Origin of the sequence: Vibrio sp. T11.5, from assembly GCF_027587155.1 — a bacterium.
GTDB classification, from domain to species: Bacteria; Pseudomonadota; Gammaproteobacteria; order Enterobacterales; family Vibrionaceae; genus Vibrio; species Vibrio neptunius.
Window position 1 is genome coordinate 64,865 of sequence record NZ_JAPPTP010000016.1, and the last position, 15,804, is coordinate 80,668.

Genomic DNA, 15,804 nt, shown 5'->3' on the forward strand with positions numbered 1-15,804 from the left:
CTTAAAACAGAACACAATACACTGAGCAAATATGTAAATGTGAGGACATAAAAATGACAATCCCTCAAAGTGCCATCCTTCCTGAAGCAGGACCTTTCGCTCAATACACGCTGCTTAAGGTGACACAGGAACATGCTGCCGTACTGGAACAGCTACAGGCTCTACTAACACTTGTAGAAGAGCTTAATCAGCAGCAGCCTAGGGCTGAATTGACTCTTACGGTTGCGTTCAGCAAGTCGTTCTGGTCAAAATGTGATGCTGCAATGCCAGACGAACTGATTGACTTCCCACAGCTTGGCGAAGGCAGCACTATAGCGCCGAGTTCTGATGTAGATGTGCTTATCCACTGCCATTCGAATCGTCATGATTTGCACTTTTATCTGCTGCGCACATTCTTTGCACAAGCTTCAGACAACGTAGTCGTGATTGATGAAACCTATGGTTATCGCTATCTTGACTCGCGAGATATGACGGATTTTGTCGATGGGACGGAAAACCCGAAAGAGAGCCAGCGTCATGAAGTGGCAATTATACCTCAAGGAGAGTTGGCTGGTGGCAGTTACGTTATGGTCCAGCGTTTTGTCCATGACCTGCCTTCTTGGAATCGACTGAATGTGTCTGCTCAAGAAAAAGTCATCGGGCGGACTAAACCGGATTCGATTGAGTTAGATAATGTGCCAGCTGCGTCCCACGTTGGCCGTGTGGACATTAAAGAAGAAGGTAAAGGCCTGAAGATTGTTCGCCATAGCCTGCCTTATGGCAGTGTGTCGGGTGAGCATGGCCTGCTGTTCATTGCCTACTGCAATACGTTACACAATTTTAAAGCCATGCTGGAAAGCATGTATGGCGAGACCGATGGTAAAACAGACCAGTTATTGCGCTTTACTAGAGCCGTGACAGGCGCATACTTCTTTGCCCCGTCTGTAGAAATGCTAAACGGGTTAAAGCTTAAGTAAGTCAATGAAAGCAAACTAAAGCTTGTGAACTATACCTATTTTAAACCGAGCTAATACGCTCGGTTTTTTTGTGCAAAAAGACTAAAGAAAATCTCCTCAGGCCGATATAACAGATAACCCTGTTGAGGAAACACTATCTATCGTTATGGCAATCACTGTTAATACCAACGTATCAGCAATGACGGCGCAGCGTTATCTTACGAATGCGACGGACATGCTGAACCAATCTCTGGAGAGGCTATCTTCAGGGAATCGTATTAATAGTGCCAAAGACGATGCAGCAGGTTTGCAGATCTCGAATCGACTTGAGTCTCAGATGCGTGGTTTGGATGTCGCAATGCGCAATGCGAACGACGGTATATCCATCATGCAGACAGCCGAAGGTGCGATGAATGAGACGACCAACCTTCTTCAACGCATGCGTGATCTTTCATTACAATCGGCGAATGGTTCGAACAGTCGTGCAGAAAGAGAAGCATTACAGGAAGAAATGGCGGCTTTGAATGATGAATTGAATAGAATTGCCGAAACCACCTCTTTTGGTGGTCGAAAATTGCTCAATGGTTCATTTGCCAGTTCTTCTTTCCAAATTGGTGGCAGTTCCGGTGAAGCGGTTCAGTTATCTCTGAAAAACATGCGCTCCGATAGTATTGAGATGGGGGGCTTCAGTTACATTTCCGCTGGAAAAGCGGACAATAACTGGCAGGTTTCTCAGGGGAGTCAAACGTTGGTCATGGAATATACCAATGCTGAGGGCCTACAGGAATCGATTCAGATTGAGGCTAAGGTTGGTGATGATATCGAAGAGTTAGCGACTTATATCAATGGTCAAACGGATAAAGTCTCGGCCTCAGTAAATGAAGATGGGCAGCTGCAAGTCTTTGTGTCAGGTAAAGAAACATCAGGTACTATTTCCTTTTCTGGCAGCCTTGCAGGTGAACTGCAAATGGGGCTAGCTGGTTATGAAGCGGTTGATAATCTGGATATTTCTAACGTTGGCGGCGCACAGCGAGCGGTATCAGTAATAGACACTGCGCTTAAGTATGTTGATGGCCATCGTGCTGAATTAGGGGCGATGCAAAATCGCTTTAATCATGCGATTAACAACTTAGGTAATATCAATGAAAACTTGGCCGCGTCGAATAGCCGTATAAAAGACACTGACTACGCTAAAGAAACCACTCAAATGCTTAAGCAACAGATTTTACAGCAAGTTAGCACATCCATCCTAGCACAGGCTAAACAACAGCCAAATCTAGCCCTTACCCTATTGGGTTAATTATCAAAAAAGAAAATATTATCGACTGAGTGAATTAAAGCTTTAGCGAAAAATTGCGTTTTTTTAAGTTTTTTCGTATTTGGTCAACTTTCCTTCTCCAAAAGCATTTTTTTCAAAAAAAACTTAAAAAAATACTCAAGGTTCTCGAAATTGAGCCGTTAATAAAAGTAACTTTGAGAGAACTACTTTGGTTTTCCGAGACGTCGGAAACCGGTTACATCGGAAAATCAAACGGAGAAATCACCATGGCAGTGAATGTAAATACAAACGTAGCAGCAATGACAGCACAGCGTTACCTAAATGGCGCTAACAATGCACAACAAACTTCAATGGAACGTCTATCTTCTGGCTTCAAGATTAATAGCGCTAAAGATGACGCAGCAGGTCTACAGATCTCTAACCGTTTGAATGTGCAAAGCCGCGGTCTAGATGTTGCAGTGCGTAACGCGAATGACGGTATTTCTATCGCACAAACTGCTGAAGGTGCGATGAATGAAACGACTAACATCCTGCAACGTATGCGTGACCTTTCGCTACAATCGGCGAACGGCTCTAACTCTAAATCAGAGCGCGTTGCGATTCAGGAAGAAGTAACGGCACTAAATGACGAACTTAACCGTATCGCAGAAACTACCTCTTTTGGTGGTAACAAACTACTGAACGGTACTTACGCGACGAAATCTTTCCAAATTGGTGCAGACAACGGTGAAGCCGTGATGTTGACTTTGAACGATATGCGTTCAGACAACGTTGGCATGGGCGGTACGAGCTACCAAGCAGCGAATGGTAAAGATAAAGATTGGACAGTACAGGCAGGTGCAAACGATTTGGCTATCACACTGACTGATACTGCCGGCCAACAGCAAACCATTAACATCAATGCCAAAGAAGGCGACGATATTGAAGAGCTAGCGACATACATCAATGGTCAGACTGACATGGTTAAAGCATCTGTTGACCAAGATGGTAAACTACAGGTATTTGCTGGCACAGATAAAGTGGAAGGTGCAGTAAGCTTTGGCGGTGGTCTGGCTGGCGAACTTAGCATGGGGCAAGGTCAAGCTGTAACTGTCGATACGATTAACGTGACATCAGTGGGTGGTGCTCAAGAATCTGTGGCAATCATTGACTCGGCATTGAAGTATGTAGATAGCCACCGAGCTGAGCTGGGTGCTTTCCAGAACCGCTTCAACCACGCGATTAGCAACTTAGATAACATTAATGAGAATGTGAATGCGTCTAAGAGCCGTATCAAAGACACTGACTTTGCGAAAGAAACAACAGCACTGACTAAATCGCAAATTCTTTCTCAGGCTTCAAGTTCGATTCTTGCTCAGGCAAAACAAACACCAAACTCAGCTCTTAATCTTCTAGGCTAAGTTTAAAACCTTCAAAAAAATCCAGCTTCGGCTGGATTTTTTTTGTTTATATAATTCCTTGATTTAAAAGATATTTATAGCTTGTTGATACTCATCACAGAAATTTTTTTAAAAATTTCTCTAAAGGATATATTTCTTTCGCCGTTAAAAGACTGAGAGAAATGAGATGCACCAAAGTGAGGTGAGAGACGCTGAGGTGCATCACCCTTAATGCCTAAGGAGATCAATATGGCAATTAACGTAAACACCAATGTGTCTGCGATGACTGCTCAGCGATACCTTAATGGTGCTGCTGATGGCATGCAGAGATCGATGGAGCGTCTATCGTCGGGTTACAAAATTAACAGTGCTCGTGATGACGCTGCAGGCCTTCAAATTTCCAACCGTTTAACATCGCAAAGTCGTGGTTTAGACATGGCGGTGAAAAACGCAAACGATGGTATCTCCATTGCACAAACTGCTGAAGGTGCAATGAATGAGACAACCAATATCCTTCAACGTATGCGTGACCTGTCGTTGCAATCGTCAAATGGTTCGAACTCGCGTTCAGAGCGTGTTGCGATTCAAGAAGAGGTTACCGCACTCAATGACGAATTAAACCGTATCGCAGAAACCACCTCATTTGGTGGTAACAAACTGCTTAATGGTACGTTTGGTAGTCAGTCATTCCAGATCGGTGCAAGCTCAGGTGAGGCTGTAATGCTCACTATGGGTAATATGCGTTCAGATACCTCTGGAATGGGTGGTAAAGCATACATCGCGCAACAGGGTAAAGGTAATGATTGGACCGTCTCTCAAGGTACAACAGACCTTACTCTGGACTATACTGACGTTAATGGGGAAACTAAACAGTTAACCATAAATGCTAAGGTTGGTGACGATATCGAGCAGCTTGCGACTTACATCAATGGTCAAAGTGAAGACGTAAAAGCGTCGGTTGGTGACGAAGGGAAGTTGCAACTATTCGCTGCGAATAACAAAGTCGCGACAGATGTCACGATTGGTGGTGCGTTAGGTGGTGATATCGGTTTTGGTGCCGCTGAAAATAAAACGGTTTCCGATGTTGATGTTTCTACTGTAGCAGGGTCACAGATGGCGGTCTCGGTCATCGATGGTGCCCTGAAAACGGTAGATAGCCAGCGTGCGGAGTTGGGTGCATTCCAGAACCGATTCAGCCATGCGATCAGCAACTTGGATAACATCAACGAGAACGTTAACGCGTCTCGTAGCCGTATCCGAGATACTGATTACGCGAAAGAAACGACTCAGATGACTAAGTCGCAGATTTTGCAGCAGGCAAGTACCTCAGTACTGGCGCAGGCAAAACAATCACCATCAGCAGCTCTTAGCTTATTAGGTTAATCGATAGGTTCGAACGAGCTTATTGGTAGGTAACGTGATTACCAACCTATAAGGTGGAAGGGAGATTGTTATGGAAATACCATCCTACACATCGAACATCCAGCCTTACGGCTCAGAAAGTGGCACTAAAGTTGCTTCAAAATATGATGGTGCACAGCAAGTTTCCTCGCGGAAAGAACAGGTTTCTACAGCCGAAGTGAGAGAACAAGCTGCTGAAGCTGTTAATCAAGCGATAGAAGCGTCTCAACAACGTGAAAAGCTTAACAGGGAAGAGCGGCAACGTATGGTACAGCAAATGAACGATTTCATTGCGTCCATTAACACTGGCTTATCTTTTCGAGTCGACGAAGAATCGGGAAGAGATGTAGTTACCATTTATGAAGCGGATACTGGCGACATAATTCGTCAGATACCCGATGAGGAAATGTTAGAAATACTGCGACGCCTGAGGGATCAAACAGCTCGGTATTCATCGGGACTTTTGAACCAGAGGGTATGATCGTATTTTGAGGTGATTGAATGAGCTTTGGCCCGGTAGGGATGAATTCTGGCATGGATATCAATGCCATGGTCAGCAAAATTGTTGATTCGGAGCGCGTACCTAAACAGCAGCGAATCGACAATGAGCGTGGCAAAATTGATTCCAGTATCAGTGCCTACGGACGGCTCAGAGAGTCGTTGGATACGATGAAAAACTTGATGGCGAGCTTTCGTCAAGAGAAAGCATTTGCTGCAAGAAAAGTAGAATCTACGGATGATACTGTTGTATCCGCGACGGCAACCACTGAAGCTATCGCTGGTAGATATGCTATCGATGTGTTGCAGCTTGCCCAGAGTCATAAAATTGCGTCTGATGTTGTACCAGAAGATGCGAAATTTGGCCCGGGTAAGCTGCAAGTTTCTCTCGGTGAAGAAACGTTCACCATTGATGTACAGAAAAATTCTAAGCTGAGTGATATTGTTCGCGGTATCAATGGCAGCAAAACCAACCCAGGCGTTCGAGCATCGGTCATCAATGATGTCGAAGGCCCACGTCTTATCGTTGCCTCGAGTAATTCAGGTGAAAAAAATGCTCTGAAATTGAGTGTGGAATCAGCACCGGACAATCTTCTCAAAAGACTCGAGTACAAAACGCTTGAACAGCGTGTTAAAGACCTTGAGCAAGCTCGTGCCACGGCACAAGATCTCCTCAAACCGCTCACTGATGAAGAACAAGCTGTTGCCGATCGTATCGCAGAGCAAAACATCGAGGCGGCAAAGGTTGTCGATCAGGAGATTGCCGATACGTCCAAACAAGCGGCAGTTGCTGCCGATCCCAATGCGGCAAAAGATGCAAGTGTCGGTAACGAGCTATCAGATGCAGCCGCTGCAGCCGCTGCAGCCGCTGCTGCTGCTGGTGCCGAAGCTAATAAGTACTTAAAGCCAGAAGAGCGTATTCCTGGCTGGACCGCGACCGCGTCCGGTACATTGCTTGACTCGTATTGGGAGCCCGAGCCTCAACTAGATGCTAAAGCGTTGGAAAAAGCCCCTGATGTTCCTGGTTGGAGTGCCACGGCTTCAGGTACTCTGACGGACTCCTACGTCACACCAAAAGAAGCGCAGGCCGCATTAGATGCTAAACAAGCTGAGTTGGAAAAGCAACTCGCTCAGGAAAAAGCCTCGCTTCAAGCACGCGTTCTGGCAGGTGAATTGAGCCCAGAGCAAGCTAAAGAGCTTGAACGTGCCAAACTGCCGCAAGAAGAAAGAGAATATCTGGAACGAATTGACCAGGCCCAAGCTGACCTGAAATCGGCGCAGGAATCATTTGACGCTTATCGTGGTATGAGCCAAGTACAAGCCGCGCAGGATTCGAAAGTACTGCTTGATGGTGTTGCTCAGCTTTCCAGTGATAACAACATCATTGAAGATGCCATTGAAGGGGTCGATCTGACATTGAAAGGTCGCTCCGAGCGCGGCAAAACACCTTCAGAGATTGATATCGAATATGACCGTCAGGGCGTACGAGATGATATTGAGCAGTTCGTTTCGGCATACAACCAGTTTTATCAGGTTTCTCGAGAGCTTTCAGGAGTCGATCCACGAACTGGATCCGCAGGCCCTCTGGCGGGTGATAGTGTGGTTCGTAGTGCCGATTCAAGATTGAAATCGGTGTTTTCTTCAAGAGTTGAACCTGCCCCTGAAGATCTGAAAACACTGACTGAGTTCGGTATTACAACGACACGTCAGGGGACACTGGAAATCAACTACGACATGTTGGATCGCCAGCTCAATAACAACTTCAGTAAGTTAGAAGATTTCTTTGGCGGTAACCAAGGATTTGCGAAAAAAGTTGAAGATGCGATTCAGGGGATAACGGGCGTTACTGGCTCAATTCGCACTCGTGAGCGTAGCATGGTCGAACAAAACTATCGCCTTGATGATGATCAAGCATCTCTAGATCGCCGTATGGACAGTCTAGAGAAACGTACACACGCCAAATTTACGGCGATGCAAGACGCGACGAGTAATATGCAATCTCAGTTAGCAGGTATGATGAATGCACTCGGCGGATGATTTTTTGGCACAGATCTCATTTCTTTGTGATCTTGATCGCGATATTGCCAATAATCTTTCAGCTGGTGACATTGATGCTGAAGAAATCGTTCAGTTGGTCGATAAAAGGGAACAGTTATTGCTAACCTTGATAAGTACTATTAATGAACAACAAGAGTTAGCTCAGTTACCAGAATGGCATAGTGCCATCGAGCGTACTCGGTTGACTGTTGAGTTGATGCAGAAGAAAACCGCAGAACTTGGCAGTAGTTTGAAAAAGTACCGCTATGGCAACAAATCAGTGCAGCAGTACAAGAAATTTTTATAAAGAGGATTGTTATGCGTGGTTCATTACAGGCTTACAAGAAGGTATCGGTAGATAGCCAGCTCAGTGCTGCCTCCCCGCATAAAATTGTTCAAATGCTGATGGCGGGCGCTATCGAGCGCTTGATTCAGGGCAAAGCGGCAATGGAGCAGGGCAATATTCCGATCAAGGGTGAGAGACTGGGTAAAGCCCTAGATATCATCATCAGCTTACGCAGTTGTTTATCGATGGACGATGGTGGTGATATTGCCCAGAATCTGGATCAGTTATACGAGTTTATGATTACCCAAATCACTGAGGCAAATCATAAGAATGATCCTCAACCTATTGATGACGTGATTGATATTATTCGCGAGATTAAATCAGCGTGGGAACAAATTCCACCGGAATACCATAATCTGACTGCGACTGATGTAGGAATCTAAGATATAAGTTTACTTTTTACAGTTGTATTGAAATATCTTGCATAAAAAGCTTTTGGGCAAATATCACATCGCCTAATTGCTTGGTTGCCTTTATTTTTTTATCAAATAGAATATAAGCCACTTAGTAGCCTAGTGGCTTATTTTGTTGCTGAAGTTTATAAATTGTCTATCACTAATCCTGTTCTATAGTTAGATTAGTTGTTAGAAACAGAAATAACAGACACAACGTTTCAAGATAAAGGCAATAATTCTCACCTATGCAAGGTTTAGCAAAGCTGCTCGTAATTGAAGATGATGCTCAAGCACGCATCAATCTGAGTAATATATTAGAATTTGTCGGAGAACAATGTGAGGCGATCAGTTCCGCACAGCTGAACGACGTTAACTGGTCGGATGTTTGGGCTGGATGCATTGTCGGTTCTCTTCAGAGCCAGAACTTCTCAACGCAGATGAGTACTCGACTCTCCCAAGCTAACCATATCCCTTTACTTATCGTGGGAACACATTCTTATCCAGTTGAAGAAATGACCAATTATGTTGGTGAACTGGAATATCCTTTAAATTATCCTCAGTTAAGTGAAGCGCTTCGTCATTGCAAAGATTTCCTTGGTCGTAAAGGTGTCAATGTAGTTTCGTCCTCAAGAAAAAATACTCTATTCCGAAGTTTGGTTGGGCAGAGTATTGGTATTAAAGAAGTTCGCCACCTGATAGAGCAAGTCTCCGCTACTGAGGCCAATGTGCTCATCCTTGGTGAATCAGGAACAGGTAAAGAGGTCGTTGCACGCAACATTCATTACCATTCGACACGTCGAACTGGGCCATTTGTTCCAATCAATTGTGGTGCTATTCCTCCTGATCTGCTCGAAAGTGAACTGTTTGGCCATGAAAAAGGGGCCTTTACTGGAGCTATTACCTCTCGTAAAGGGCGTTTTGAGCTGGCAGAAGGCGGTACCTTGTTCCTTGATGAAATCGGTGATATGCCGATGCCAATGCAGGTCAAATTGCTACGAGTATTACAAGAACGTTGTTTTGAGCGTGTTGGTGGTAACACTACTATTCGCGTCAATGTTCGTGTTATTGCGGCAACTCACCGTAATTTGGAAACCATGATTGATGATGAGTCTTTCCGTGAAGACTTATATTACCGACTCAATGTGTTCCCAATCGAAATGCCAGCACTACGTGACCGTATAGAGGATATCCCGTTGCTGTTGCAAGAGTTGATGACGCGAATGGAAGCTGAGGGCGCTCAGCCAATATGCTTTACGCCGAGAGCAATCAACTCACTAATGGAGCACAATTGGTCGGGTAATGTTCGCGAACTGGCGAATCTTGTCGAGCGAATGATCATTCTTTATCCAAATAGCTTGGTCGACGTCAATCACCTACCGACCAAGTATCGATATAGTGATATCCCTGAATTTCAGCCAGAGCATAATGTGTTTGTTTCTGTTGAAGAACAGGAACGTGACGTATTGCAGGATATTTTTTCTGAAGATTTCAGCCTTGATGCGACTGAAGCCCTACATGAAAACTCCAATGCTCCTCAAGAGTTACCGCCTGAAGGTGTTAACCTTAAAGAGATGTTAGCCGAGTTGGAAGTTAACATGATAAACCAAGCGCTAGAGGCTCAGGGAGGCGTAGTTGCCCGTGCTGCTGATATGCTTGGAATGCGTAGGACAACGCTGGTTGAGAAGATGAGAAAATACAATGTGCAGCGTTAATTTGGGTATTTTCGACGCTGTCAAAATATCGACTTTTCAATAAGCTACTGAAATATATGGAAAATAGCCTGGCCTGTTTATTGCATGTCAGGCTATTGTAGTTTTTAAGGCAGAAATTCGACATGCAATCAGCTCAGGCGATCATGAAACAGCAACCACTTGGAACACTCGAAGAACAAGTTGAACGATACAAACAGGTATTGGACGTCATGCCTGCAGGCGTGATCTTGCTCGATACTCAAGGCGTTGTTCATGAAGCGAACCCTGAAGCTCAGCGTTTGCTAGAGATGCCTCTTGTAGGCCAAAAATGGTTTGAAGTGATTCAACAAGCATTTTCTCCTCGTGAAGATGACGGTCATGAAATCTCTCTTCGTAATGGCCGTAAAGTGCGTTTGGCGATTTCAGCGTCTACGACAGGCCAGCTGATTTTGATTACCGATCTGACTGAGACACGCCTGTTGCAGTCTCGCATCAGCGATTTGCAGCGTTTGTCTTCGTTAGGGCGTATGGTTGCTTCTTTAGCGCATCAGGTTAGGACTCCTCTTTCCAGTGCGATGTTGTACGCATCAAATCTGGGCGCACCGAACTTACCACCTGCGACGAAAGATCGTTTCCAAAACAAGCTGATGGATCGCTTGCATGATCTGGAGAAACAGGTCAACGACATGTTGCTGTTTGCCAAGGGAGGGGACAACAAAGTGGTGAAGCCTTTCACCATTTCAGAATTGGTGTCTGAATTTTCTCCCATGGTGGAAACCGCTCTTAAGAACAACCAGATTGATTATCATCTTGAAGTCGAACAAGAAGACACTCAGCTATTGGGCAATGCGAATGCGGTTGCTTCGGCGCTAAGTAATTTGGTGATGAATGCCATTCAAATCGCAGGAAAGGAATCTCAAGTTGATGTTTTTTTCCGGCCGGTTAACCACGAATTGAAAATTTCGGTACAAGACAGCGGCCCAGGTGTACCTAAAGAGTTACATAACCAAATAATGGAACCTTTCTTCACTACTCGATCCCAAGGTACGGGACTTGGCCTAGCCGTTGTTCAAATGGTATGCCGTGCTCACGACGGAAGGTTAGAACTGATTTCAGAAGAAGGTGATGGCGCATGTTTTACCATCTGCATTCCTTTGGAGCGTGCTCCGCATGCTGACCACGATATAATGACAGGAGAAGGATAATGGCACAAAGCAAAGTACTAATCGTAGAAGATGATGAAGGTCTACGCGAAGCCTTGGTCGATACCCTAGCACTGGCTGGATATGAGTGGTTAGAAGCCGATAGTGCTGAAGACGCTTTGATTAAACTCAAGGCTCACGCCGTTGATATTGTTGTGTCCGATGTTCAAATGGCTGGTATGGGCGGATTGGCACTGTTACGTAACATTAAACAACACTGGCCAAACTTACCTGTATTGCTCATGACGGCATACGCCAATATTGAAGATGCTGTTTCAGCCATGAAAGATGGCGCCATTGACTATATGGCCAAGCCTTTTGCCCCTGAAGTTTTGCTGAATATGGTCAGCCGCTATGCGCCGGTCAAATCGGATGACAATGGCGATGCGGTTGTGGCGGATGCGAAAAGCCTGAAGCTACTTGCAATGGCTGACAAAGTAGCCAAAACAGATGCCAACGTTATGGTGTTAGGACCGAGTGGTTCAGGTAAAGAAGTGATGTCACGCTATATCCATAACGCCTCGAATCGTAAAGATGGGCCATTCGTCGCGATAAACTGTGCTGCGATTCCGGACAATATGCTTGAAGCAACGCTGTTTGGCTATGAAAAAGGCGCTTTTACTGGTGCTATTCAAGCGTGTCCAGGTAAATTTGAACAAGCACAGGGCGGTACCATTCTGCTAGACGAAATCAGTGAAATGGATTTAAACCTTCAAGCCAAATTACTCCGTGTGTTGCAGGAGCGTGAGGTAGAGCGTTTAGGCAGTCGTAAGAGCATTAAGCTTGACGTCCGAGTGTTGGCCACCAGTAACCGTGATCTCAAAATGTATGTTCAGGAAGGCAATTTTCGAGAAGATTTATACTATCGTTTGAATGTATTCCCATTAGCTTGGCCGGCATTGTGTGAGCGTAAAGGTGACATTGAGCCACTAGCGAACCACCTAATAGAGCGTCATTGTAAGAAGCTAGGGCTACCTGTTCCTGTGCTTTCATCAAGCGCTATGAGTAAATTATTGGCGTATTCTTGGCCGGGAAATGTACGTGAGTTGGATAACGTTGTGCAACGAGCATTAATTCTCAGTGAGAATGGTAATGTTTCGAGCGATCATATTTTACTTGAAGGCCTAGACTGGCAGGATGCTGGCAGTTTACAGCATGTAGTCGAAACGGGTGAAATTACGGCCCCCAATATTAAACCGATCGCTGAGCCTGATAACGTATTCGCTACTGGCGTTGGTCTTGGTGGTGAACTGAGAGAGCAGGAATACGCTATCATTCTGGAGACATTATCGGAATGCAATGGCCGTCGAAAGGAAATGGCTGAGAAATTAGGTATCAGCCCACGCACCTTGCGCTACAAGTTAGCAAAAATGCGTGATGCAGGGATTGATATTCCAAATTAACGTGCTATTTTCGACGCTCAAATTGATATGGCATGTAGATTGCAGCGTCATATTTACAGCAAGAATTGTAGTCAAAGAGTTGACGTCCGAGGTGCTCTATGAAAGTTGATGGTTTTCAAGGCGAAATGCAAGCAATGATGTTCGAAGCAGCGAACACTAAACCTGCCGCGACTGGTCATACGGTTGGTGCGGATTTTGGTGATCTGCTTAATAATGCCATCAACAATGTGAATGGACTGTCAAAGACATCAAGTAACTTGCAAATGAGATTTGATCGTGGCGATGAGGATGTGTCTTTATCTGACGTAATGATCGCGCGAAATAAATCCAGCGTTGCGTTTGAGGCAACGATTCAAGTACGTAACAAGCTAGTTGAAGCGTACAAAGAATTGATGAACATGCCCGTTTAAGTGATAGGTATAGTCTGTGGCTGAACAAAATCAATCAACGGATATTGCGGTGTCGGACGGTGGTCCTGATACTGCAATGATGGCGACATCAGAAATGGATACTGATGTTCAAAACCCAGACTTGGATGAACAAAGCTCATCCAAATTTGATATGGCAGTGGGGGATCTTGATCTCCTTCGTCAAGTGGTCTTGGTGCTTTCCATCTCCATCTGTGTCGCACTAATAGTGATGCTGTTTTTCTGGGTAAGAGAGCCAGAAATGCGTCCACTCGGAGCATACGATACAGAAGAGTTAATTCCTGTCCTAGATTACCTTGATCAACAGAAAATTGATTACAAACTGGAAGGGAACACCATCTCTGTTCTGGCCAGTGAATACAACTCGCTCAAGTTGAACATGGTTCGTGCTGGTTTAAACAATGAGAAGCAAGCTGGCGATGAAATTCTGATGCAAGACATGGGATTCGGTGTTTCTCAGCGTTTAGAGCAGGAACGCTTAAAACTCAGCCGTGAACGTCAGTTAGCCAAAGCGATTGAAGAAATGAAACAAGTGCGTAAAGCACGCGTGCTGCTGGCCTTACCGAAACAAAGCGTTTTTGTCCGTCATAATCAAGAAGCATCGGCCTCCGTTTTCCTTACACTTCGTACTGGCACGTCACTCAAGCAAGAAGAAGTTGACTCTGTCGTGGATATGGTGGCAAGTGCAGTCCCCGGCATGAAACCGACTCGCATTACTGTGACAGACCAACATGGTCGTTTACTAAGTTCGGGTTCGCAAGATCCAGCTTCAGCGGCGCGGCGTAAAGAGCACGAGTTAGAGCGTAAGCAGGAACAAGCATTACGTGACAAAATTGACTCTGTACTTATTCCTATCCTTGGATTTGGCAACTATACCGCACAAGTCGATATCCAGTTGGACTTCAGCGCGATAGAGCAAACGCGTAAAAGTTTTGATCCCAATACACCATCAACCAGAAGTGAATACACGCTGGAAGACTATAATAATGGTAATGTAGTGGCAGGTGTTCCCGGCGCGTTGAGTAACCAGCCTCCAGCAGACGCTTCTATTCCCCAAGATGTCGCGCAAATGAAAGACGGCTCATTGATGGGACAGGGTTCTGTACATAAGGAAGCAACACGTAACTTTGAGTTGGATACGACCATCAGCCATGAGCGTCGTCAGACAGGTATCGTCAATCGTCAAACGGTCGCCGTTGCGATTAAAAACCGCGCTTCGGTTAACCCTGATAGCGGTGAAACGACGTACCAGCCTCTATCGGATGCAGAACTGCAGTCTATCCGTCAGGTGTTGATTGGTGCCGTTGGCTTTGATGAAAACCGGGGTGACTTGCTCAATGTACTGAGTATGCAGTTCGCGGAACCAGAAATTGAAGTAATTGCAGATGTACCTATCTGGGAGCACCCTAACTTCAACGATTGGGTCCGTTGGTTTGCCAGTGCGTTGGTGATCATAGTGGTTGTGCTTGTTCTGGTTCGCCCAGCATTGAAGAAACTGCTCAACCCTGCATCGGAAGACGATGATCAGCTATATGGACCAGATGGGTTACCGATTGGGGCTGATGGTGAAACCAGCCTGATTGGTGGAGATATGGATGGTGGTGAGTTGTTTGAATTTGGCTCCAGTATTGACTTACCTAACCTCCATAAAGATGAAGATGTGCTGAAAGCAGTTAGAGCGCTAGTTGCTAACGAGCCTGAACTGGCGGCACAAGTAGTGAAGAACTGGATGGAAGATGCCTAACGAAGTCGTACCACAGGGAGAAGGCGGTGGCGAAGTTGTAGAGAACACCGTGGATATAGAAACTATACCGGGCGAAGAACGTGCAGCGATACTCCTGTTGAGTTTAAATGAGGAAGACGCAGCAGGTATCATTCGTCACCTAGAACCTAAACAAGTACAACGTGTTGGTAGCGCGATGGCTCGTGCTGCTGACTTAAGCCAAGAAAAAGTCGGAGCGGTACACCGAGCTTTCCTGGAAGATATTCAGAAATACACCAACATAGGTATGGGCAGTGAAGATTTCATGCGAAATGCATTGGTTGCCGCCCTTGGTGAAGACAAAGCCAATAATCTTGTGGATCAAATATTGCTGGGTACTGGCTCGAAGGGTTTGGATTCACTTAAGTGGATGGATCCTCGTCAGGTTGCCAGTATCATTATTAACGAACACCCTCAGATTCAAACTATTGTGTTGTCCTACCTCGAACCGGATCAATCTGCAGAAATCTTATCTCAGTTTGCCGAACGTGACCGTCTCGATTTGATGATGCGAATCGCGAACTTAGAAGAAGTACAACCCTCAGCGCTTGCCGAGTTGAATGAAATCATGGAGAAACAGTTCGCAGGTCAAGCCGGTGCGCAAGCTGCCAAAATTGGCGGCCTGAAGGCAGCAGCAGAAATCATGAACTACATGGACAACAATGTTGAAGGTATCCTGATGGAGCAGATTCGCGATCAGGACGAAGACATGGCAACCCAGATTCAGGATCTTATGTTTGTCTTCGAGAACCTTATCGAAGTCGACGACCAAGGTATTCAGAAGCTGTTGCGTGATGTTCCACAAGACGCGTTGCAACGTGCACTTAAAGGCGCAGATGAGCCTCTGCGTGAGAAGATCTTCAAGAACATGTCTAAACGTGCTGCTGAGATGATGCGTGATGATCTTGAAGCGATGCCGCCGATTAAAGTCTCTGATGTGGAAGCCGCACAGAAAGAAGTATTGGCTGTGGCTCGCCGTATGGCTGACTCCGGTGAGATAATGCTAGGTGGCGGTGCAGACGAATTCTTGTAATTAAAACAGGTAATC

The 15,804-nt window shown here is 45.5% G+C and carries 14 protein-coding genes; all 14 read left to right on the forward strand.

All coding sequences use genetic code 11. The features are described 5' to 3' along the window. Positions 1–53: 53 nt before the first annotated feature. On the forward strand, positions 54–956 hold the full coding sequence (locus OH455_RS15965; protein ID WP_269982058.1) for a Dyp-type peroxidase: 903 nt from the start codon (positions 54–56) through the stop codon (positions 954–956). 145 nt (positions 957–1,101) lie between these two features. Next, the gene (locus OH455_RS15970; protein ID WP_269982059.1) at positions 1,102–2,235 is read left to right on the forward strand and encodes a flagellin; all 1,134 of its coding nucleotides are present in this window, start codon (positions 1,102–1,104) and stop codon (positions 2,233–2,235) included. 245 nt (positions 2,236–2,480) lie between these two features. Beyond that, positions 2,481–3,614, forward strand: a complete 1,134-nt coding sequence (locus OH455_RS15975) for a flagellin (RefSeq protein WP_045974749.1) — start codon at positions 2,481–2,483, stop codon at positions 3,612–3,614. Between the two features lie 228 nt (positions 3,615–3,842). Continuing rightward, the gene (locus tag OH455_RS15980) at positions 3,843–4,976 is read left to right on the forward strand and encodes a flagellin (RefSeq protein ID WP_045974750.1); all 1,134 of its coding nucleotides are present in this window, start codon (positions 3,843–3,845) and stop codon (positions 4,974–4,976) included. Between the two features lie 70 nt (positions 4,977–5,046). Continuing rightward, positions 5,047–5,475 (forward strand): flagellar protein FlaG, encoded by a 429-nt coding sequence (gene flaG / locus OH455_RS15985; RefSeq protein ID WP_045974751.1) that lies wholly within the window; start codon positions 5,047–5,049, stop codon positions 5,473–5,475. Positions 5,476–5,495: 20 nt separating this feature from the next. Continuing rightward, the gene (gene fliD, locus OH455_RS15990) at positions 5,496–7,529 is read left to right on the forward strand and encodes a flagellar filament capping protein FliD (RefSeq protein WP_269982060.1); all 2,034 of its coding nucleotides are present in this window, start codon (positions 5,496–5,498) and stop codon (positions 7,527–7,529) included. Next, positions 7,513–7,836 (forward strand): flagellar protein FliT, encoded by a 324-nt coding sequence (locus OH455_RS15995; RefSeq protein WP_269982061.1) that lies wholly within the window; start codon positions 7,513–7,515, stop codon positions 7,834–7,836. Before fliD ends, OH455_RS15995 begins: the two co-directional genes overlap by 17 nt. Before the next feature lie 11 nt (positions 7,837–7,847). Continuing rightward, complete coding sequence (fliS, locus tag OH455_RS16000) at positions 7,848–8,258, forward strand: flagellar export chaperone FliS (protein ID WP_045974754.1); 411 nt, start codon at positions 7,848–7,850, stop codon at positions 8,256–8,258. 257 nt (positions 8,259–8,515) lie between these two features. Next, positions 8,516–9,982 (forward strand): sigma-54 dependent transcriptional regulator, encoded by a 1,467-nt coding sequence (locus tag OH455_RS16005; protein ID WP_206368389.1) that lies wholly within the window; start codon positions 8,516–8,518, stop codon positions 9,980–9,982. A 122-nt stretch (positions 9,983–10,104) separates the two neighbouring features. Further along, on the forward strand, positions 10,105–11,166 hold the full coding sequence (locus OH455_RS16010; protein WP_045974756.1) for a sensor histidine kinase: 1,062 nt from the start codon (positions 10,105–10,107) through the stop codon (positions 11,164–11,166). Then, positions 11,166–12,566, forward strand: a complete 1,401-nt coding sequence (locus tag OH455_RS16015) for a sigma-54-dependent transcriptional regulator (protein WP_045974757.1) — start codon at positions 11,166–11,168, stop codon at positions 12,564–12,566. Before OH455_RS16010 ends, OH455_RS16015 begins: the two co-directional genes overlap by 1 nt. A 98-nt stretch (positions 12,567–12,664) precedes the next feature. After that, entirely contained in the window at positions 12,665–12,976 is a 312-nt protein-coding gene (fliE, locus tag OH455_RS16020) for a flagellar hook-basal body complex protein FliE (RefSeq protein WP_045974758.1), read from the forward strand. A 16-nt stretch (positions 12,977–12,992) separates the two neighbouring features. Continuing rightward, positions 12,993–14,738: a flagellar basal-body MS-ring/collar protein FliF gene (fliF, locus tag OH455_RS16025; RefSeq protein WP_045974759.1), complete on the forward strand. Its 1,746-nt coding sequence runs from the start codon at positions 12,993–12,995 to the stop codon at positions 14,736–14,738. Then, the gene (gene fliG, locus OH455_RS16030) at positions 14,731–15,789 is read left to right on the forward strand and encodes a flagellar motor switch protein FliG (RefSeq protein ID WP_045974760.1); all 1,059 of its coding nucleotides are present in this window, start codon (positions 14,731–14,733) and stop codon (positions 15,787–15,789) included. Before fliF ends, fliG begins: the two co-directional genes overlap by 8 nt. Positions 15,790–15,804: the final 15 nt, after the last annotated feature.